Annotated in this window: 18 protein-coding genes and 1 tRNA gene; 17 read left to right on the top strand and 2 right to left on the bottom strand. The window is 43.4% G+C overall.

Annotated features, from left to right (window positions below; all coding sequences use genetic code 11):
- Positions 1 to 14: 14 nt before the first annotated feature.
- From C6W18_RS07315 to abc-f, 4 genes are all read left to right on the top strand, one after another.
- Positions 15 to 90, top strand: a tRNA-Arg gene (locus C6W18_RS07315).
- Between the two features lie 173 nt (positions 91 to 263).
- Positions 264 to 1154, top strand: coding sequence for an ABC transporter substrate-binding protein (locus C6W18_RS07310; protein ID WP_223251673.1), 891 nt, complete (start codon positions 264 to 266; stop codon positions 1152 to 1154).
- Positions 1155 to 1320: 166 nt separating this feature from the next.
- Positions 1321 to 2487 (top strand): macrolide family glycosyltransferase, encoded by a 1167-nt coding sequence (locus C6W18_RS07305; RefSeq protein WP_105926958.1) that lies wholly within the window; start codon positions 1321 to 1323, stop codon positions 2485 to 2487.
- 394 nt (positions 2488 to 2881) lie between these two features.
- Entirely contained in the window at positions 2882 to 4441 is a 1560-nt protein-coding gene (gene abc-f, locus C6W18_RS07300; protein ID WP_223251672.1) for a ribosomal protection-like ABC-F family protein, read from the top strand.
- Positions 4442 to 4661: 220 nt separating this feature from the next.
- Here the strand turns inward: abc-f and C6W18_RS07295 are convergent, their stop codons facing one another.
- Entirely contained in the window at positions 4662 to 6071 is a 1410-nt protein-coding gene (locus tag C6W18_RS07295) for a polysaccharide deacetylase family protein (RefSeq protein ID WP_105926954.1), read from the bottom strand.
- Between the two features lie 337 nt (positions 6072 to 6408).
- Between C6W18_RS07295 and C6W18_RS07290 the strand changes: the two genes are divergently transcribed.
- The 4 genes from C6W18_RS07290 (at position 6409) to C6W18_RS07275 (ending at position 9722) form a co-directional block, all read left to right on the top strand.
- Positions 6409 to 7437 (top strand): FecCD family ABC transporter permease, encoded by a 1029-nt coding sequence (locus tag C6W18_RS07290; protein WP_189318058.1) that lies wholly within the window; start codon positions 6409 to 6411, stop codon positions 7435 to 7437.
- Positions 7434 to 8435 carry a FecCD family ABC transporter permease gene (locus C6W18_RS07285; protein WP_105926952.1) on the top strand — a complete coding sequence of 334 codons (1002 nt, stop codon included), beginning with the start codon at positions 7434 to 7436 and terminating at the stop codon, positions 8433 to 8435. Before C6W18_RS07290 ends, C6W18_RS07285 begins: the two co-directional genes overlap by 4 nt.
- 18 nt (positions 8436 to 8453) lie before the next feature.
- Positions 8454 to 9353, top strand: a complete 900-nt coding sequence (locus C6W18_RS07280) for an iron-hydroxamate ABC transporter substrate-binding protein (RefSeq protein WP_411266073.1) — start codon at positions 8454 to 8456, stop codon at positions 9351 to 9353.
- A gap of 144 nt (positions 9354 to 9497) precedes the next feature.
- The gene (locus C6W18_RS07275) at positions 9498 to 9722 is read left to right on the top strand and encodes a phage holin (RefSeq protein WP_024423530.1); all 225 of its coding nucleotides are present in this window, start codon (positions 9498 to 9500) and stop codon (positions 9720 to 9722) included.
- A gap of 88 nt (positions 9723 to 9810) precedes the next feature.
- Here C6W18_RS07275 and slrR read toward each other — a convergent pair whose 3' ends face one another.
- A complete protein-coding gene (slrR, locus tag C6W18_RS07270; protein WP_105926949.1) occupies positions 9811 to 10281 on the bottom strand; it encodes an HTH-type transcriptional regulator SlrR in 471 nt (156 codons plus the stop codon).
- 257 nt (positions 10282 to 10538) lie between these two features.
- Between slrR and C6W18_RS07265 the strand changes: the two genes are divergently transcribed.
- The 9 genes from C6W18_RS07265 to C6W18_RS07225 all read left to right on the top strand — a co-directional run bounded on the left by C6W18_RS07265 (position 10539) and on the right by C6W18_RS07225 (position 20251).
- Positions 10539 to 11270, top strand: a complete 732-nt coding sequence (locus tag C6W18_RS07265; protein ID WP_034316650.1) for a YveK family protein — start codon at positions 10539 to 10541, stop codon at positions 11268 to 11270.
- The gene (locus C6W18_RS07260) at positions 11260 to 11943 is read left to right on the top strand and encodes a CpsD/CapB family tyrosine-protein kinase (protein WP_034316653.1); all 684 of its coding nucleotides are present in this window, start codon (positions 11260 to 11262) and stop codon (positions 11941 to 11943) included. The genes C6W18_RS07265 and C6W18_RS07260 overlap by 11 nt, the downstream gene beginning before the upstream one ends.
- 162 nt (positions 11944 to 12105) lie before the next feature.
- Entirely contained in the window at positions 12106 to 13980 is a 1875-nt protein-coding gene (locus C6W18_RS07255; RefSeq protein WP_105926947.1) for a polysaccharide biosynthesis protein, read from the top strand.
- Positions 13946 to 15094: a glycosyltransferase family 4 protein gene (locus C6W18_RS07250; RefSeq protein ID WP_034316656.1), complete on the top strand. Its 1149-nt coding sequence runs from the start codon at positions 13946 to 13948 to the stop codon at positions 15092 to 15094. The genes C6W18_RS07255 and C6W18_RS07250 overlap by 35 nt, the downstream gene beginning before the upstream one ends.
- Positions 15087 to 15926: a glycosyltransferase EpsE gene (gene epsE / locus C6W18_RS07245; protein ID WP_034316659.1), complete on the top strand. Its 840-nt coding sequence runs from the start codon at positions 15087 to 15089 to the stop codon at positions 15924 to 15926. The genes C6W18_RS07250 and epsE overlap by 8 nt, the downstream gene beginning before the upstream one ends.
- Complete coding sequence (locus tag C6W18_RS07240; RefSeq protein ID WP_105926945.1) at positions 15919 to 17049, top strand: glycosyltransferase family 1 protein; 1131 nt, start codon at positions 15919 to 15921, stop codon at positions 17047 to 17049. Before epsE ends, C6W18_RS07240 begins: the two co-directional genes overlap by 8 nt.
- 14 nt (positions 17050 to 17063) lie before the next feature.
- Positions 17064 to 18167: an EpsG family protein gene (locus tag C6W18_RS07235; protein WP_105926943.1), complete on the top strand. Its 1104-nt coding sequence runs from the start codon at positions 17064 to 17066 to the stop codon at positions 18165 to 18167.
- Between the two features lie 27 nt (positions 18168 to 18194).
- On the top strand, positions 18195 to 19217 hold the full coding sequence (locus C6W18_RS07230; protein WP_105926941.1) for a glycosyltransferase family 2 protein: 1023 nt from the start codon (positions 18195 to 18197) through the stop codon (positions 19215 to 19217).
- A gap of 11 nt (positions 19218 to 19228) precedes the next feature.
- Complete coding sequence (locus C6W18_RS07225; RefSeq protein WP_223251652.1) at positions 19229 to 20251, top strand: polysaccharide pyruvyl transferase family protein; 1023 nt, start codon at positions 19229 to 19231, stop codon at positions 20249 to 20251.
- The last annotated feature ends 8 nt before the right edge of the window (positions 20252 to 20259 follow it).

The following is a 20259-nucleotide window of genomic DNA, read 5'->3' as shown; positions in this document are numbered from 1 at the left end:
AAAAAACATATCGTGCGCTCGTAGCTCAGTTGGATAGAGCGGTGGTTTCCGGTACCACGTCTGCCGGGGGTTCGAATCCCTCCGAGCGCGTCTTGACCTTGTTCACCATAGATAAAGGTCTCATGAAACCCTCTCCATTTGGAGAGGGTTTTTTGTGTTGAATCATATCAATCATCATTTCTAAAACTTTTCATCTAAGATTGCCTATTTATGCTATAATTAATAATCATTCTCAATTAAAGGTGGTTTCGCAAGTGAAAAAAATGATATGGTTGATCAGTCTGCTGGCATTATTTTTAGTGGCATGCGGGCAGAAAGAGAATAAAGAGCAAGCAGCAAATACACGTACATATACAACCGAAACGGGTGAAAAGATCACCATTCCTGCCAAGCCGAAGCGTATTGTTGTGTTAACGGCGCAGCTTGGAAATTTCAAAAAGCTTGGTGTGACACCAGTTGGGATGACGGATGTGTATCCTAAATCATCCTTTTTAGATGAAACAGGTGTGAAGCGGGTGCCTATCGAAAATGTGGAGGCGATTGCAAAGATGAAGCCTGATTTGATTATTGCTTATTCACAAAACGCACAGGTTGAAAAATATAAAAAGATTGCAAAAACGATCACATTTACGACAAGTGAACACAGCTTCAAAGAGATGCATATTGAAATCGGAAAGATTCTTGGAAAAGAAGCGTTAGCCAAAAAACAAATACAAGAAATGGATCAGCAGTTAAAGAAAGATGGGGAAGAGGTGAAAGCGAAAATTGGAGCTGACAAGACGTTCTCCATTATGGATGTCCAGCCAAAGCAAGTATACTTATTTGGTACAGACTTTGGCCGCGGAGGGGAAGTCATCTATCAAGGCTACGGATTCAGCTTGCCTGAGAAGGCAGAAAAAGCACTTCCGAAAGAAGGCTATCTCGGCATTTCATTAGAAGAAATGAACCAGTATACAGGTGACTATTTACTTGTCCCAACAAAGGATGGAAAAGCGCCAAACCTTGATATCACGAACAGCGGTGTATGGAAGAAGAATCAAGCGGTGAAACAAGGGCATGTCCTGCATTACTCGATCAATGAATTTATCTATGCAGATCCGATCTCGGTTGAAAAACAGTCTGCTGCATTCAAAAAAATGCTGCTCAAATCATAATGTCAAAAAGACAAAGCGCTCATTAGGAGGCTTTGTCTTTTTTTCTTCTATTCTCACAAAATACTAGTCATAAGACTCATTTCTTCCCTTTTCAGGCGTATTGATTGAGCCTGATGGCTGTCTATGATTAACATGGAAGAGAATTGACAATGAGGAGGGATTTCTTGTGGCGAAGATTTTATTGATTACGTTCCCAGCTGAAGGACATGTGAACCCCATGTTAGGGATCATAAAGGCATTGACGGATCGAGGTGATGAAGTTCATGCGGTCACAACTGAACATTATCAGGAACGAATCAAACGCTTAGGCGCTCACGTACATATACATCCAGACTATATTCGCACATTAAGTGTGGAAGAAAGCGATTTAGATTCCATGCAGCCATTCTTTCATGCCATGCTGCAAACGTCATATGATATTTTAGAGGTGGTGGAGACACTTTCTCAGCAGCATTCATTTGATTTGGTCTACTTCGATATGTTTGGAGCAGGGGAGCTTGTTCGAGATTACTTGCACATTCCGAGCATCGGGTCCAACCCATCTTTTGTGCTGCAAGAGGCGCATTTTGATACACCGCTATATCGAAAGGATGAAAAGGCCGCTCATTTGTTAGAAAAAATAAATGAACGTTTTGGGGTACAGCCAACACGTTTAATGCAATTCATGAAAAACCGCGGAGAACTGAATATGGTGTATACAAGCGAATATTTTCAGCCGTCTGTCGATGCATTAAATGATTCGTATGTCTTCATCGGGCCGAGCTTTCTAAAACGAGCAGATCAGCACCAATTCCCAATTGAAGCACTTGAGCAAGAAAAAGTCGTCTTTATTTCGATGGGTACAGTTCTTGGGGATACAGAAGCATTTTTTAATCTGTGTATTGATGCCTTTGCAGACTTTGATGGAAAAGTGGTCCTCGCAACAGGTGAAAAAATTGATAGGTCTCTCTTAAAAGAGGCGCCTTCTCATTTTCTGATTGAGCCTTATGTACCGCAGCTTGAAGTGCTCGAACTGACAGATGTGTTTGTGACCCACGGCGGCATGAACAGTGTCAATGAAGGCATTCATTATCACGTTCCGTTGGTCGTCATTCCGGTCGACAAAGATCAGCCGATGGTGGCACAAAGGCTGACGGAATTATCTGCTGCCCGCGCACTTGATAAAGATCAGCTGACGGCAAAGCAGCTAAGAGAAACCGTGGAGACTGTTCTGGAAAGTAACACGTATCGTGATGGGATCGAAAAAATTGAAGAAAGCTTCCAAACAGCAGGAGGAACAGAAAAAGCATTACGTGTGATTGATCAATTTATGCAAGCGAAACAGACTCAATAGATGAAAGTTTTTCAAAGGCGTCTGATCTATTCAAATAGGACTCCCACTTGACAAAAAATAACCAATCTTTTATCGTATACGTAACAAACAACGGAAGGGTGACCCAATGCAATGAAGTACTAATCCTATGACCTGTAAGCAAAATGAAAAAACGAAGGCAGTGAGCAAACGACTGATTTGCCATGTTTGCTACGTTTTCATTTTTTAGCTTCGGAATAGGATGGTACAGCTTGGGAATCAAAGAATGAGGTGATTGATACGTAGGATGTGTGTGTTCAGGTAACGAACGGCACGTCATTCTGTATCAATACGCTTATTTTTGTACACCATTTTGCCTCCTATTCTGAGAATGGGAGGCTTTTTCATGTCTCCTGATACGAAAGGAGAGGATTGGATGTTACTGAAAGCCAATCAGTTAAAGGTATTTCGAAAGGATCGGTTATTATTTGATATTGAGGAGCTTGCTATCCATCAAGGTGATCGCATTGGTCTAGTGGGGGCAAATGGCAGTGGGAAAACGACTTTATTGCATGTGCTGGTAGGTCAAGAAAAACCAGACAGTGGAACGTTTGCTGCCACAACGACCTGTACGCTGCTTCCGCAGCTGAAAACAGCTGATGGCAGACAGAGTGGTGGAGAGATGACCCAGACCTATATTGAAAGGGTCTTAAGCCGTCCGTCTGCCCTTTTATTAGCAGATGAACCGACGACTCATTTAGATACAGAGCACATTGAGTGGCTAGAAGAGAAGCTGCGTGATTATCAAGGTGCCCTCATTGTCGTTTCACATGATCGTGCTTTTTTAGATGCGTTATGTACGGAGATTTGGGAGCTGGATAATGGGGTGCTCAAGCAATACAAAGGCAACTACACGCATTTTTCACAGCAAAAAGAGCTGGCGCATCGTCAGCAGGTGGAAGCGTACGAGGCTTATACACAAAAGAAAAAACAGTTAGAGCATGCGCTGGAAAAGAAAAAGAAAAAAGCGGACAAAGCCACAAAACCATCCCAAAAGCTGAAATCCTCAGGGCCTAAAATTGCAAAGCCTTACTATGCAAATAAGCAAAAAAAGCTGCAAAAAACAGCCAAATCCATTGAAACAAGAATGGAGAAATTAGAAAAGGTGGAAAGAGTAAAGGACGTCCAGCCCATTCAAATGACTCAGCATACGATGAAGGAAGTAGCAAGCCGTACCATTCTGCGAGTGAAAAATGTAGATGGCAAGGCGGGCGATAAAATGCTTTGGAAGCAGGCGAATGTGGAAGTGAGAGGCGGAGACAAAGTCGCCATCATCGGAAAGAACGGGAGCGGCAAAACGACATTTCTCAGAATGCTTGTGAATGGACATCCCGGTGTTTCTCGTTCAGAAGCAGTCAAATTAGATTATTTTAGTCAGGATCTTTCAGAACTGAAGGTAGATGAATCGATTTTACAAAATGTGCTTAAAGAGGCCGTTCAAGATGAGACAGTGGTTCGGACGGTTTTAGCGAGACTTGGGTTTCGGGGAGATGATGTGTATAAGCTTGCTAGCGTGTTAAGCGGGGGAGAACGGGTGAAGACCATGCTTGCGTCATTGCTCGTCAGTGATGCCAATGTCCTCATGCTGGATGAACCGACGAACTTTTTAGATCTGGCGGCAGTTGAAGCGCTAGAAGGACTATTAAAGGATTACCCAGGTACAGTTGTATTTGTTTCCCACGACCGCAGGCTCATTGAAAAAGTCGCCACTCGTATTCTGCATGTTCACGAAGAACGCATTGAAGGGTTTGATGGCACATATGAAGAGTATAGGCAAAAGGAAGAAAAACCATATGTTACAAAGAGAGAAGAGGAGCTTCTGTTAATTGATATGCAGTTGTCTGAAGTGCTCAGCCGTTTAAGTATTGAGCCTTCTCAGGAGCTGGAAGAGACATTTCAAGCATTATTGAAAAGAAAGAAGTCTTTGGAGTCTTAAAAAGAAATCCCTGTGTTTACTGCACAGGGGTTTGCAGCATGTAGACAAACCTTCGCATTCGTTGTCAGTCCTGCGTGCCGGTGCTCACGAATATTTCATTCGCTCCGCTCCGGTACTCGTCCTTCCTAGACTTCAAGGGCTTTCTATCACGCTGAAAAGAAACAAAGTGCTAAAATAAAGATCATTTTAGCACTTTGTCAACAATCTGAAACCCCTGTGTTTACTGCACAGGGGTTTGTTCAATTCGTTCCTTTTTTAATTGTTCTAGTTCACTGACTGTGACCAGCTGGTAGCCTTGTTTGGTGAGCTCATGTATGATCTTCACTGCTGCCCGAGCTGAGCTGTCATAAATATCGTGCATTAATACGGTTCTGCCATCTGCTGCATGTGAGAGAACGTGGCTTGTGATCTGCTGGCTATTGCGAATTTTCCAATCCTCAGGATCCACATCCCACAAAGATACTTTCATATCAACCGCTTGATTGATGTCTTGATTTGTTCCTCCATATGGCGGTCTAAAGTGCGTAGGTGTATAACCGCTAGCTTTCTCAATCAGTTGCTGCGTGTCCTCTACCTGTTTCACCGCTTGCTTGAGAGGCAGTCTTGTTAATAAAGGATGGTTGTAAGAATGGTTTCCGATCTCATTTCCGCCTTTTAGAATGTCGGCAAGCATTCCAGGATAGTACTGGACCCTGCTGCCTAATACGAAAAAGGTGGCGTGTCCTTTATTTGCCTTCAGCGCATCTAAGATTTTTGTCGTTGTCGCTGGATTTGGACCATCATCAAATGTGAGTGCGATGGCTTTTTTGTTCGGATCAAGCTTTGATTTTTGCGGCAGCTTCACCGCTTTTCTTTTTGGGGGCGGTTCTTTGATTTCATTTTTATTTTTGGTTTTATTCATATATTCTGGCTTCAATATATCTTTCAGCAAAGTCTTTTTGATCGCGAGCGTTTGCGAACCAAGATCCTCTGCGGCTACTTGAGAAGCTGGGAAATAAAACTCTACATATTTCTCTTTCAAGGCAAATTGACTAAAGTTTTGAGCAGTAGGGGCTGTTCCTTTCTGAAGGAGAGGTTGATCCTTAGACAAGGTTTTGTCCTTTCGAAGCTCCGTGTATGTAATATAGGATAATTTCTTTAAATAATTGGTTTTAGGCAGAAATAAATCTTTTGTGTCAAGAAAGGTTTTTTTCTGAAAATCAAAGTTGATCGTGAGATGATTAGTGGTCCCACTTTGCTGACCTGTATAGGTATAGGTTGTAAAGTGAATGGCAACGGATTGCTTCGCATAATGCACCATATCATAATCAATATTCAGTTCAAAGCGTTTATTTTCATCAATATCCTTTGCTTCACTGAATGTCTTTTTGAAATGCTCTAATGCTGAATTGGCATAGCTTTGAATCTTGTCATCTAGCTCTTTTTGGTGGAAAAGAGGATAGTTGACTGCATATCTCATAAATTTCCCGTCATTTACGAGAGTGACAATTTCGACATTTTTATAGTTCGTATCCTGCTTCACATTCTTCTTCTCTGTACCGCTTGCTTGTTGATTTTGAAAGAAAGCAACTGCTCCAATGATGATCGCAAGCGCAAATAGGATGATACTCCATGTTCCCTTTACTGACACAACTTTCAAATCTCCTCTCATGACGGGTCATTCTTTATCAGTTTGACATCTGTTTGTAATATTTTTATAACATTTGACTTACTTTTGTAATTTTAGGTGATTTTCATGCGGAATGTCAACTATTTTCCTATTAAACTATCGGAAAAAATGATAGGTCTTTCAGAGCGAAAATAAGTGTAGGAAAAGAATCATCCCATCTCGTTGTGTCTCATTCATACCTTTAATAATTAAAAAAAGGGGCGTACATTGATTTTTCAGAGGCTGGCGGCTATAATTTTGATGATTATGATTCTCATTTTCAAACCGACTTTTAATGAAGAAAAGGATGACACCGATTTTGCAGGATAAGCGAACACCTCAACAAAAACGATCATCACATATTCTGTTCTTTTTGATATTTTTTCTCGCAGTCATTGGTTTGCTTACTGCTATGTTTTTTGCTGTTTCTTACGGTGCAAAAACATTGTCTCTGCAAACGGTTTGGACAGCTGTATTTGACTATCAGTCAGATGTCACAGAGCAGCAGATCATCCATGAATTAAGACTTCCGCGTGTTCTAGGGGCAGCACTTGTTGGAGCGGCCTTTGCTGTAGCGGGCGCTCTCATGCAGGGCATCACAAGAAACCCGCTGGCAGATGCGGGGATTTTGGGCATTAATGGCGGTGCGATGTTTGTTGTCGCTCTCTGTTTTGCTTTTTTCCCAGGCATGCCTTATTCAGCACTCATGTTCCTTTCTTTTATCGGTGCTGTACTGAGTACGCTGCTAATCTTTGCGATTGGGGCGGCTGGTGGTGTATTGACACCGCTGCGCCTGACCGTTGCAGGAGCAGTTGTCGCCGCATTGCTTCATGCGCTCAGCTCTGGAATCGCCATTTATTTTGATCTGAGTCAGGATCTGGCTTTTTGGTATGCAGGCGGTGTGGCTGGTGTGAAATGGCCGCAACTGACGATTCTCGCCCCGGTCATTCTGATTGTGATCGTATGGGCGATGTTATTAGGTCGTTCACTGTCGTTACTATCGCTCGGTGAAGATGTAGCGGCGAATTTAGGTGTGAAAACACGACAAGTGCGAATACTAGGAATGGCAGCTGCTGTCTTATTAGCAGGGGTTTCTGTATCAGCAGTTGGGTCCATTGGGTTTGTTGGGCTCGTTATCCCGCATATTGCACGAAAGCTGGTTGGTGTAAACTATCGTTTCGTCATTCCGATGTCAGCGATTTTAGGGGCTATGCTGCTTGTCTTTGCGGATCTTGCCAGCCGCACAGTGAATCCGCCAAGAGAGCTTGCCATTGGCGTGATGGTGGCACTTGTCGGTGTTCCTTTCTTCTTATACATTGCCAGAAAAGAAGGGAGGAACCTGTCATGAAGGAGAAACAGCGTGCTCTTGTCGTGACAGTCGCCTTACTTTGTCTGAGTGCTGCTGTGGTGCTGTATAGTTTAAATACCGGCACGCTGAAACTCAGTCCCATCGTTGTTGTCAAAACCTTATTTGGTTTTGGAGATTTCCAAAGTGTAACGGTGCTGTTTGATTATCGTCTCCCGCGAATTGTGGTGACGATTCTAGCGGGAATTGGTCTTGGCATCGCAGGCGGCATTTTGCAGAGTTTATCTCGCAATCCACTGGCCGATCCTGGGATTATTGGACTGAATGCAGGGGCAGCATTTGGCTTAATTATTTTTGTGACGTATTTCCACGCACTTGAAGGCAATCCGTCTCTTCTTATTCCGCTCTTTACATTTGGTGGTGGACTGCTCGCGGCAGCAGTCATCGTGCTCCTTGCATATGACCGGCATGAAGGGCTTGTTCCCATCCGGCTGATTCTAGTAGGAATCGCGGTTGCTGCGGGGTTTAGTGCATTGACTTTATATTTGTCATTGAAGCTGGATGAAGATACATACACGTTTGCTTCAAGATGGCTTGTGGGCAATGTATGGGGAAGAGACTGGATTCATGTGTTAGCGCTTCTGCCTTGGATTGTATGCCTTGTGCCGCTTACGCTGATGCAGGCAAGCACACTTAATGCATTGACGTTAGGAGATGCTGTCGCCTCAAGTGTAGGTGTACGTGTCCAGCGTAAACGCCTCTTTTTGCTTACCTTAGCTGTTGGCCTCGCTAGTGCAAGTGTCTCGATGACAGGCGGAATTGGCTTTATTGGCCTCGTCGCCCCGCATTTGGCTAGGCGGCTTGTCGGGTCACTGCATCAGTATTTTTTACCGGTTAGTGCGCTGCTTGGCATGTTGATTTTGGTCAGTGCCGATACAATCGGACGTTCCATATTTGCCCCAAATGCCATACCGGCGGGTGTGGTTGTGGCCTTTATCGGAGCCCCTTATTTTCTCTATTTATTGACAAAAACGAAATAAAAAATGAAAGAGGAACCCATCATGAAAAAATTACTTGTGTTTGGTTTAACGATCTGTTTCTTGATTCTTGCCGCTTGCGGACAACAGGAAACAAAAAATACGACAAATCAAAATGATCATGGAACACCTAAGATTGCTTCCTTGTCTATTCATTTAACAAATGACTTATTGGCACTTGGTATCAAGCCCGCTGGCTCTGTCGTAGGGGGAGACTTAAAAGATTTCCTTCCACATGCGAAAAAGCAGCTGAGTCATACGAAGAAGCTAGGCATTGCAGCAGATCCAGATATGGAGTCACTGCTTGCTTTAAAACCAGATGTCATTTATGTCGATGAAGAACTAGCTGGACAAGACTTATCGAAATACAAGAAAATCGCCAAAACCGAAGTGTTTAATTTAAATGACGGCACGTGGCGGGATCATTTGAAAAAAATCGGTAAGCTCGTCAATAAAGAAAAAGAAGCCGATCAATATATCAAGGAGTACAAACAAGAAGCAAAAGAAGTGAAATCACTCATCCAACATAAGATTGGAAACGGAAAAGTGATGGCGATCCGTGTGACTGCAAAGGAGCTTCGAGTATTTAGCATGAAGCGTCCAATGGGTCCTATTTTATACGATGATCTAGGGCTGACACCTGTTGATGGTGTGAAAAAGCTGGATAGCAAACGGCCATTCGAAGTGATTTCTCAAGAGGTTCTTCCTGACTATGATGCAGATGCTATTTTTGTCGTCGTTAACCGTGATGATAAAGCGCAACAGGCATTCAAACAGTTAGAACAGACACCGATCTGGAAAGGCCTAAAAGCCGTGAAGAAAAACCAAGTCTATCCGATTGCTGATCAGCCATGGCTCGATTACTCAGCACTAGGCAATAAAATGGCATTGGATGAAGCAAAAGAGATGTTTTCTAAATAAAAAGCACATGAATCAAGGCATCATTCCGCACATAGGAATGATGTCTCTTTTTTTGATTCGTTCTTCTATTCATTCGCTTGTTGCATACATATGAGAGGGAACGAGCAGTATCGCCCACGTGAAGGGGAAAGGGAGGGTATACAGTTGGAGGTTCAAAAAATTAGTGCAGGTACGATTGCAAGGCTTGTGTTGCTTTTATTGGCGCTTGTTAACAGTGCTCTAACCGCTGCGGGAAAAAGCCCAATTCCTATTGATGAAGAAGGCGTTCAGCAATTCATCACGTTAGCTTTTCTCGGGATTACATCACTATGGGCCTATTGGAAAAACAATGATATTACGAAAAAAGCACGAACAAAAAAAGAAGAATAAGAGAAAACAGAGCCTTTTCATGATAAAAGGCTCTGTTTCATCGAAGCGTCAAACGCCTCTCCCCGCAATTTGATTCTTCCTGAAAGGCTTACGACCGGCGTTCTCTCATGTTGGTGAGGAATGCTTTCACTTCCTCAATGCTTAAGCCAATAGCTTTCGCTTCACTCATAAGATGCTTCCACTCTGACATATTCGAATCGGTCAGCTTTCTATGGGTGACATGTAACGTCTTTTCTTCCTGCTCCTTTCGATAGGTTTGGAGCAGCTGATATAACCCTTCTTTAGGCATGCCGGATTGGACGGCATTGACTATATGCTCCCGCCATTCCTGTTCAGCCCCCTCAGAGTAATGAAACATCATCGTCTCTGCATCAAACAGCTCTTGTAAATCAATCTCTAGTGAAGAGGATATCTTTTTTAAAAACTGGACAGATGGATTCCGGTGGACACCACGCTCAATTTTACTCAAATACGACTTAGAAACATGGGCATCTTCAGCCAACTGCTGAATCGAGTATCCTTTCCTCTTTCGGTAAATGCGTATCACCTTGCCTATCATTCGATAAATGATCTCCCTTCTCCCTGGCGAATAGTTCTGCGAGCTTTTCGTTCATTATAAGAAATAAATTGTTCTTTATAAAATTCAAAAACGTAAGAAACAGGAAGCAAACAAAAGAAAACGAACGATTTCGTTCTTTAAAAAGAACTATAAGACCTATTATGACATTTTTCTTTGCGGGTATTATCTTTTATAATCCAATCATTAACAAAAAGAAACCATATATAACCTTTTTGTGATGAACTCGGGAGGTATCTATGAATGAGAATATAGGTTTTAAGCAGCTGTTTTCTGTCATTAAAGAGAAAATGGCCCTTCTGATCCTGATTGTCCTGATCGTAACGGGCATTTCAGCCTACTATCAGTTCTATGTCTCGACTCCTGTATATCAGGCAACCACTCAAATTCTTGTTCATAAACGCAGCAATGACGCACAAGCGAATTTAAACGATATTCAGATGAACCTTCAATATACACGTACCTTTCAAGTCCTATTAAAAAGTCCGATCGTCACTGAAAAAGTAAAAGAAACTCTCAATCTCACAGAATCAGCTGAAGGATTAAAACACAAAATTGCCACAAGTACAGAAAATGAGTCTGAGGTCATAAATATTTCTGTACAAGATGAGGATCGCGCGAAGGCAGTAGCGATTGCGAATACCGCAACAGAGGTGCTGCAAGAAGAAATCAAAAAAACCATGAATATGGATCGCATTAATGTTTTGTCTGAAGCTAAGCTGTCCAACACGATTCTCATGAATTCAAGGAAATTCGTTCATATCGTTCTGGCACTAGGCGCCTCTTTATTAGGGGGAATGACACTCATTTTCTTAATGAATTTACTCGATGATACTGTAAAACGAACACATCAAATAAGAGAAGAGATCGGATTGCCGTCGCTCGGCAGTGTCTATCAGATGCAAGCAGACAGGAGGGCAAAAAAAGACAAGCAGTCCGTCATAACGGGAGGACAGAACATTGATCTTTAAGAGGAAGAAAAGAGAAAAGAGAGATTTATCCTGTATTTCTGTATTAAATCCTCATTCTGTCATTGCGGAACAATTCCGTACGATCCGAACGAACATCGAATTCACATCGATCCAAACAAGGTTGAAGTCCATATTGGTGACATCCTCCTTGCCAAAGGAAGGGAAATCATTTACGGCTGCAAACTTAGCAGCTGTTTTTGCACAACAGAAAAAGCGGGTCCTGCTTATGGATGCTGATTTGCGAAAGCCAGCCGTTCATGAATATTTTGACCTGAGTCATCACACAGGTTTAACCAACGTGCTATTAAATAACTGCAGCTTGGAGGAAGCCATTTTACCTACACCGATTGAGCATTTAGAGCTGCTTCCGAGCGGAACCATTCCGCCGAATCCAGCTGAGCTGCTCTCCTCTTCTGTGATGAAGCAGCTATTTTATGAGATTGAACAGCAATATGACATGGTGATCGTTGATTCTGCACCGCTTCTGCCTGTTGCCGATGCTAAAATCCTGGCGAACCGTACGGATGGAAGCATTCTCGTTGTATTAAGCGGCAAAACAAAGATTGCCGCCGTAAAGAAGTCAAAAGAAGTATTAGAAGGAACAACAGGCAAACTGCTTGGCGCTATGCTCAATGGAAAGAAAGAAAAAAAGGGCAGGCTGTATATGTATTAAAAAGATTGATAGGTGATGTCTCCTAATCTTTAACAACGGAGGCACTCGATCCTGCTGTGGGCATAACCGGTGCCTTAGATGCTCGTCATCAATAGTGGGGTGTGAGGACGGGTTTGATGCCCATTTTACGTAAGAATAGTGATGTTAAAAGGGGGAGGAGCGTTGACTTACGCCCAAAGATTATCAATCATCGTGGCACTAGATTCATATCTCATCTTAATTGCCGTCTTCTTTGGCTTTCAATTTGTCCAAGAGGCAGCGTTAACCGTATATACATTTGAAATGCTCGTCATTTCTTCACTCAGTCTGCTCATTGGGCACCATGTATTTGCCTACATTTTTCATGTGTACAAGCAAGTATGGGCATATACAGGGGTGAGAGAGCTATTTTCTTTAATGAAGACCTTTGTGTGTTCTTTTTTATTTTCGATGACGATGCTGTACTTTTTCGTGCAGACATGGCCATTTCGATTTTTATTCATCGTTTGGCTTTTCCATGTCTTGTTCATCGGGGCATCTCGTATGGCATCTAGACTATTTCATGATGGCGCAAAGCGGTTGCAGGTAGAGAAGGAGCGGGCATTAATCATTGGTGCTGGATCAGCCGGGACCATTATTGTTCGTCAGCTTCAGCAGTCGAGTGATGTACATATTGAGCCAGTCGCCTTCATCGATGATGACAAGACGAAGCATAAGCTTGAAATCATGGGTCTGCCCGTTCTTGGGGGAAAAGAACATATTCAAACAGCTGTCGTGATGATGGATATTCAAAAGATCATCATCGCCATTCCGTCCAAAAGCAGCCACACCTTAAAAGGACTGTATAAGGAATGTGTAGCGACTGGCGTCAAAACACAGATTATGCCGGAAATGGAGCAGATTTTAAAAGGAACCCATGCGCTGAATCAATTACGGGATGTACAGCCAGAGGATTTACTAGGAAGAGAGCCGATTCAATTAGATACAAGTCGTCTATCTGTTCACTTAAAGGGAAAAACGATCATGGTGACAGGGGCAGGCGGGTCCATTGGGTCAGAAATCTGTCGTCAAATTTGTGTGTTTGCCCCTCAAGCGATTGTGCTTGTGGGACATGGAGAATTTAGCATTCATTCTATTTTACTAGAGCTGAAAGGATTATATGAGGGCAGCATCAGCCTCTATCCACAAATTGCGGATATTCAAGATAAACAGAAAATGAGTGAAATCGTTGGTCATTTTCAGCCGGATATGATTTATCATGCTGCCGCACATAAGCATGTCCCGCTCATGGAGATTAGTCCAAAAGAAGCGGTGAAAAACAATATTATCGGGACAAAAAATGTCGCAGAAGCCGCACATGAGCACGGAATCGAAACCTTCGTCCTCATTTCATCTGACAAAGCGGTCAACCCTGCCAATGTGATGGGAGCCACAAAGCGGTTTGCTGAAATGCTGATCATGCAAATGGGGGCAAGCAGTGAGACGAAGTTTGTGGCCGTTCGATTTGGGAATGTACTCGGAAGCAGGGGGAGCGTCATACCAATCTTTAAAAAACAAATCGAAAAAGGTGGACCGGTGACGGTCACGCATCCAGCCATGACAAGATATTTTATGACCATCCCAGAAGCATCAAGGCTTGTCATTCAGGCAGGCGCACTTGCAGAAGGAAGACAGATCTTTGTTTTAGATATGGGGGAGCCAGTGAAAATTGTCGACCTCGCAGAAAACCTCATTCACCTCTCAGGCTACACCACAGACCAGATTCCGATTACCTTCACGGGCATTCGACCCGGAGAGAAAATGTACGAGGAGTTACTCAACCAGCATGAAAAAGCACAGGAGCAAATTTTTCCGAAAATTCATATCGGTCATGCGTTGGATGGTGATCCATATGTGCTGAACCGCTTTATCCATGAATTTGACATGATGAGTGACGAGCAAATGAGACAAGCGTTATTTGCTGCCATTGAGTCGCATGATTTGTTGTCTGAACAGATGAAAAGAGAGGAGGAGACGCTTGCCAATGAAGAAAAAAGTCTTGTTTTGCGCAACGGTTGATTATCATTTTAAGGCATTCCACCTTCCGTATTTTCGGTGGTTTCAGGAACAAGGATGGGAAGTGCACACAGCGGCAAATGGTCAGCTGGAGCTGCCGCATGTGGATCAAGCTCATTTCATTCCGATTCAGCGCTCCCCTTTTCATTTACGCAACCGGCTTGCGTATGTGGAGCTGAAGAAGCTGCTAGAGAAAGAGCATTACGACTTGATCCATTGTCACACACCGATGGGAAGTGTCATTGGCAGGCTTGCAGCCAAAAGCACGCGCAAAAAAGGGACAAAGGTTCTTTACACCGCACATGGGTTTCACTTTTGGAAAGGGGCGCCGCTTCAAAACTGGCTGCTTTATTATCCAATTGAGAGATGGTTCATTCGATATACAGATGCTCTTATCACCATTAATGGAGAAGATTATGAAAGAGCGGATCGTCTATCAAAAGAGCGGGCATCTGTGCATTATGTTCCAGGTATGGGTGTGGATATGAAGCGGTTTGCACCTGTCGATGACAAAGAAAAGAAGCGCCTTCGCACAACCTATGGCTTTACCCCACAAGATTTTATCGTGCTGTGTGCTGGCGAATTGAACGCCAATAAAAATCAAAGGATGCTCATCAAAGCATGTGCACAGTTGAAGAGGAAAATACCGAATGTGAAGATCGTGTTTGCCGGAGAAGGGGCAAGTAGGCCGTTCTATGAAAAGCTGGTACGCCAGTTGAATCTTGAGCAGCATGTCCACTTTGCTGGTTTTTGCAAACAAATCGAGGAATGGATGCATGTGAGTGATGTATGTGTGTCAACCAGTCTGAGAGAAGGGCTCGGCATGAACCTTCTTGAAGCGATGTCTGCTGAGAAACCGGTCATTGCAACTGAAAATAGAGGACACTGTGAGCTTGTCAAACATGGAGTGAACGGCTTTTTAATCAAACCACAAGATGTGAATGGTTTAGCAGATTATTTGCAGCAGCTTTATCACAAAAAGGAACAGCTGCACCTCATGGGAAAAGCGGGGCGTTCCATGGCTCATGCATTTGCACAGGAGCAGACGGCGAGTGCCATGGAAGAGATTTATACGGCCTATATGGGTCATGCAGAGAAGGTGATGCAGCATGCGTAAGCCGAAGGTGTCTATCATCATGGGCGTCTACAATTGCCAAGAGACAGTAGAAGAAAGCATTGAATCCATTCTTCATCAAACCTATAAAAACTGGGAGCTCATCATATGTGATGACGCATCAACAGATGGCACTTATGAGAAAGTGCTCCCTTATACAAAGCATGAACCTGAAAGAATTCGTCTCATCCGAAATACACACAATGAAAGACTTGCCGCCAGTCTGAATCACTGTCTAGCTGAAGCGAGTGGAGAATTGATCGCCAGACAGGATGGTGATGATCTGTCGGTGTCGACACGTTTAGAAAAACAGGTTTATTTCCTCGAAACACATCCTGAATATGATGTGGTCGGTACGGCGATGACGGTTTTTGATGAGTCTGGAACGAAGGGCGTGCGTGCACTTGTCTCAGAGCCTAATCGAAAGGTGCTGGCAAGAGGCACTCCTTTTTGTCACGGAACTATTATGATGAGAGCTTCTGCATATAAGGATTTAAATGGATATCGCTCTGTGAAAACAACAAGGCGTATGGAAGATATCGATCTGTGGATTCGCTTTTTTGCTGCTGGAAGGAAAGGCTTTAACTTGCAAGAACCGTTATACCTTGTGAGAGAGGATGAAGCGGCCTTTCAGCGCCGGAAGTTCAGATATTCCATGGATAATGCGTGGCTCGTTTTAAAAGCATGCTGGCTATTAAAGTTGTCGCCGTTTGATTATCTATTTGCTCTCAAGCCGGTGGCCCGCGCCTGTTTGTCACCGAAGATCATGAGGCTTTATCACCAGCGGAAGCTGGAGGCGTCTATGCTGAAAAGGAGGACGATCCGAGATGAGTGAGCCAAAGCGTGTACTCCATATTGTGGGCGGGATGAACCGCGGCGGAGCAGAAACGATGATCATGAACATCTATCGTGCACTCGACAGAAATGTCCTTCAATTTGATTTCATTACCCACCGACAGGACGTCTGTGATTATGATGAGGAAATTCGTCGGCTTGGGGGACGCATCTTTTACGTCCCAAGTATTGGTGCGTCCTCTCCTTTGGTTTTTGTGAAAACACTGACAAAGACAATGAAGCGAAATGGACCTTATCAGGCAGTGCATGCACATACGGATTTTCAAACAGGTTTTTCCGCACTTGCTGCTAAACTGGCGGGCGTTAAGGTGCGCATTTGTCATTCACATAATACGGCTTGGAAACAGTCGCCAACCTGGCTTGACCACTTGATGCTCAAAGGGTTTCGTCAGCTGATCTTTGCCTTTTCTACACAGCTCGTCGCATGCGGCGAAGATGCCGGTGTTTTTTTATTCGGGCAGAAAAAAATGAAAAATGGACGAGTTGAGGTTTTGCCAAATGGGATTGATTTGAACCTTTTCTTTCAGCCTGGGCCAGAAGAAAAGGTGGAGATGAAAAAGCAGCTTCATCTTCACGAAAAGAAGCTGGTCATTGGTCATATTGGGCGATTTCATGAGCAAAAAAACCATGTTTTTTTCATTGAACTGGCACAGACTTTAAAGAAGCAGGGGGTCTCATTTCAGCTTGTCCTCGTAGGAGATGGACCACTGAGACAAGTGGTAGAATCGTATGCGAAAAAAGCAGGATTAATGGAGGACATTGTCTTTACGGGTGTCGTGTCTGAGGTTCCGCAGTATATGAAAGCATTTGATGTGTTTGTGATGCCCTCCTTGTTTGAAGGCCTTCCGCTTGTATTAGTGGAAGCACAGGCATCTGGCTTGCCTTGTGTGATTTCAGATCATATTACAGAGGAGGTTGATCTAGGCTGCGGGCTCGTTAAACGGAAGTCACTGCGGGATTCAGCGCATGAATGGATGAAGGCTGTTCTTGAAGCATATCATGCAGAACCTCCTCTTCAAGAGACCATTACCTCTCAGCTTGAGCAAAGAGGATTTGATGTGAAACAGAATATCACACGTGTGATGAATGTATATGGATTGTAAGGAAGGATTGGCAGATGGCGGTATATTTGGTGAACATGATCATGGTCTATTTATGGTCGAGCTTTGCTGCATTTTACGGCAGGCGTGATGATACCATTCAAAGCGGATGGCGGCCTAACAAGCTTCTGGTGTTTTTTCCGTTTTTATTTCTTTGTATTGTAGCTGGTATTCGGTACAAAGTGGGAACCGATTTTGTGACCTATGGACAGATGTATGAGTTCTCCATCAACTATGAAAAGCCTTGGCATATATTTGGATTCGGTGTGGACAAAGCCGCAACCGATCCGGGGTTTACGTTCATCTTATGGATGCTCAATCAACTATCACATGAGCCGCAAATGATGTATATCTCGGTCGGGGTCATCACCTATTTTTTTATTATCAAGACGCTGGTGCGATATGGGCGGCCCTTTGAGCTCAGTATGCTGCTTTTTCTCGGCACCTTTCATTATTACGCTTCATTTAATGGGATGCGTCAGTATATGGTGGCTGCGGTTCTTTTTTATGCCATCCGGCTCGTTATCAATGGTGAATGGAAATTGTATTTTCCGCTCGTTCTTGTGAGTTCGTTGTTTCATTCATCGGCTCTCATCATGATTCCAGTATATTTTATCGTGAGAACAAAGGCTTGGTCATGGATGATGCTTGTCTTATGCATGATTTTCTTAGGCTTAACTGCTCTTTATGACCGTTTTATCTCCGTGTTTGTGGTGATGCTTCAGGGGAGTTCTTATGGTCATTATGAGGAATGGCTTACAACGAATACGAATGGAATGAATGTGACAAAAATCGGTGTATTGATTCTGCCGCTTCTGCTTGCTTTCTTTTATCGAAAACGACTTCGTGAGCTGACACCTGAAAGTGATTACGTTGTGAATTTTTGCTTGCTTGGTTTCTTGTTTGGCATTCTTGCAACAAAGGATGTCATTTATGCAAGATTTCATATTTATTTTGGTTTATATCAGCTCATTTTACTGCCATATTTCACACGCATTTTTGATCAGCGGTCTAATGTTTTTATGTATGTAGGGATTGCTGTTTGCTATATTTTGTACAGCATCATGCTGATGCCGTTCGATTCTTCTGTTTTACCGTATAGAACGATTTTCACAAAGTAGATTTGAAGAAAGGTGGGGCATGCTGTAATGCCAGCTATCAGTCTATTGGTCGCAGTCTACAATACGAGTCAATATGTGGAGCAATGCCTTCAATCGATTGCAGATCAAAGCTTTTCAGATATAGAGGTCATTCTCGTCAATGATGGATCTACAGATCACAGCGGAGCATTGCTTGAAGCGTTTGCTGAGCGTGATGAGCGTTTTCGGGTGATTCATCAAACCAATCAAGGGTTAGGGGCTGTGAGAAACCGGGGCATAGAAGAAGCAAAAGGGACGTATCTCGCCTTTGTTGATTCAGATGATATTCTTGCTCCTCATTACTGTGAAGCCTTGTATAAAAAAGCCGAAATGACCGGGGCAGATCTTGTTGTAAGTGAGTATTGGATTCAATTTGAACAGTCAAAACGAACAATACCGACGACTCTTTTAGCCCATCGATCAGCTGATAAAACGAGTTTAATAGAAGCACTATTACATGGAGATATCACTGGATTTTCATGGAATAAGCTGTATCGGCGTGCTTTTATCGAAGAACATCACATCCATTTTCCGTTGCGGGGTGAGCTTGAGAACATTGAAGATCAGCATGTGACGCTGCGTTGTTTTTCTTTATCACGTGTCATTGCCTTTGTTCATGAGCCTCTATATTATTACCGGGTTCATCTGTCATCGATTGTGCAGCGATACCAAAAGCAGTATTTTCAGCATGGACTGACCTTTTATGAAGCGCAGCGCTTGTTTTTAAAAGAGCATGATGAACTGCCTCCGTATGAGAAGGCCTTAGATTTTTTTATGGTCAATCATACGCTTCACTGTATGCTCAATGAATGGAAGAGCCAGAATTCACTCTCTTTTCAAGAAAAGCTTGATCACATGAGGGAAATGGTGACACACGAGACCTTTCAGCGTGCAGTCAAACAAGTGGAACCATCCAAGCTCACCATGCGGAAGCGAATGATTCTATTTCTTGCAAGGTGTCAGTGGGTTTATCCGCTCTCTGCCGCCACTTCAAGTTATCAAAAATGGATCGAATATCAAACAAGGAAATAGGGGTGAAAAGATTGACATTGCAGCAATTGAAGGCACACGCCGCAGAGTGGCTGCTTTTAAAAGTCAAATATCCGCTTGAATATAGGCTGAGCCGCCACAAGCTGCCAGAGATGAGCCATCAGAAAAAAATCATTCTCACGCTGCTGCCAGCGCATGATAATTTGGGGGACCATGCCATTGCCTATGCGAGCTATTGTTTTTTAAAGAAGCACTTTCCGGCCTATGAAATCATAGAAGTGGACATGAAAGAGATGTATCGCCTCGCACGCCCGCTAAAGCGAATGCGGCACCCGGAAGACATCGTCTGTATCATCGGTGGGGGCAATATGGGGGATTTATACCGATACGAAGAATGGACAAGGCAATTTATCATGAACACCTTCAAGTCCTATCCCGTGATTCAGCTGCCCGCTACTGTTCATTTCACCAAAACAAAAAGAGGGAAAAGAGAAGAACGTCGTGCTATTCGAACGTATAAACATCACCCAAGACTGCTCCTTATGGCAAGAGATCAAACAACCTATGAATGGATGAAACATCATTTTCCTGATAAAGATGTGTGGAAACAGCCTGATATGGTGCTGACATTAGACGAGTCATCAAAGGATCAAAAGCGTGAAGGGGTACTGCTTTGTCTTCGTGAGGATAAGGAAGCGTATCTCGCCCAAAAGGAGCGGCAGCAACTTCAGCAGCATGTCAAAGAGACGTATGATCAAGTCGGTTTCATTACGACGACAATTGGCAAACGAGTCGATCGAACCACCCGCTTAGCGGAATTATCAGCCTTGTGGACCGAGTTAAGGCAAGCACAAGTCGTCGTGACAGACCGTTTACATGGCATGATCTTTTGTGCGATTACACATACACCATGTGTTGTCCTCAGATCGTTTGATCATAAGGTGATGGAAGGGTATGAATGGGTGTCGCATCTTCCATTTTTAACCCTTTTAAAAGAACCAAATGAGGCAGCTGTGAAAGAGGCGATGATTCAGCTTATGAAAACAAGCGGTCAAAAGGGAGAGGAAGCTGGATGAAGACCGTT

Source organism: Bacillus sp. LLTC93, assembly GCF_002993125.1.
GTDB lineage: Bacteria > Bacillota > Bacilli > Bacillales > Bacillaceae > Bacillus > Bacillus zhangzhouensis.
This window is presented reverse-complemented; position numbering and strand designations above follow the sequence as displayed.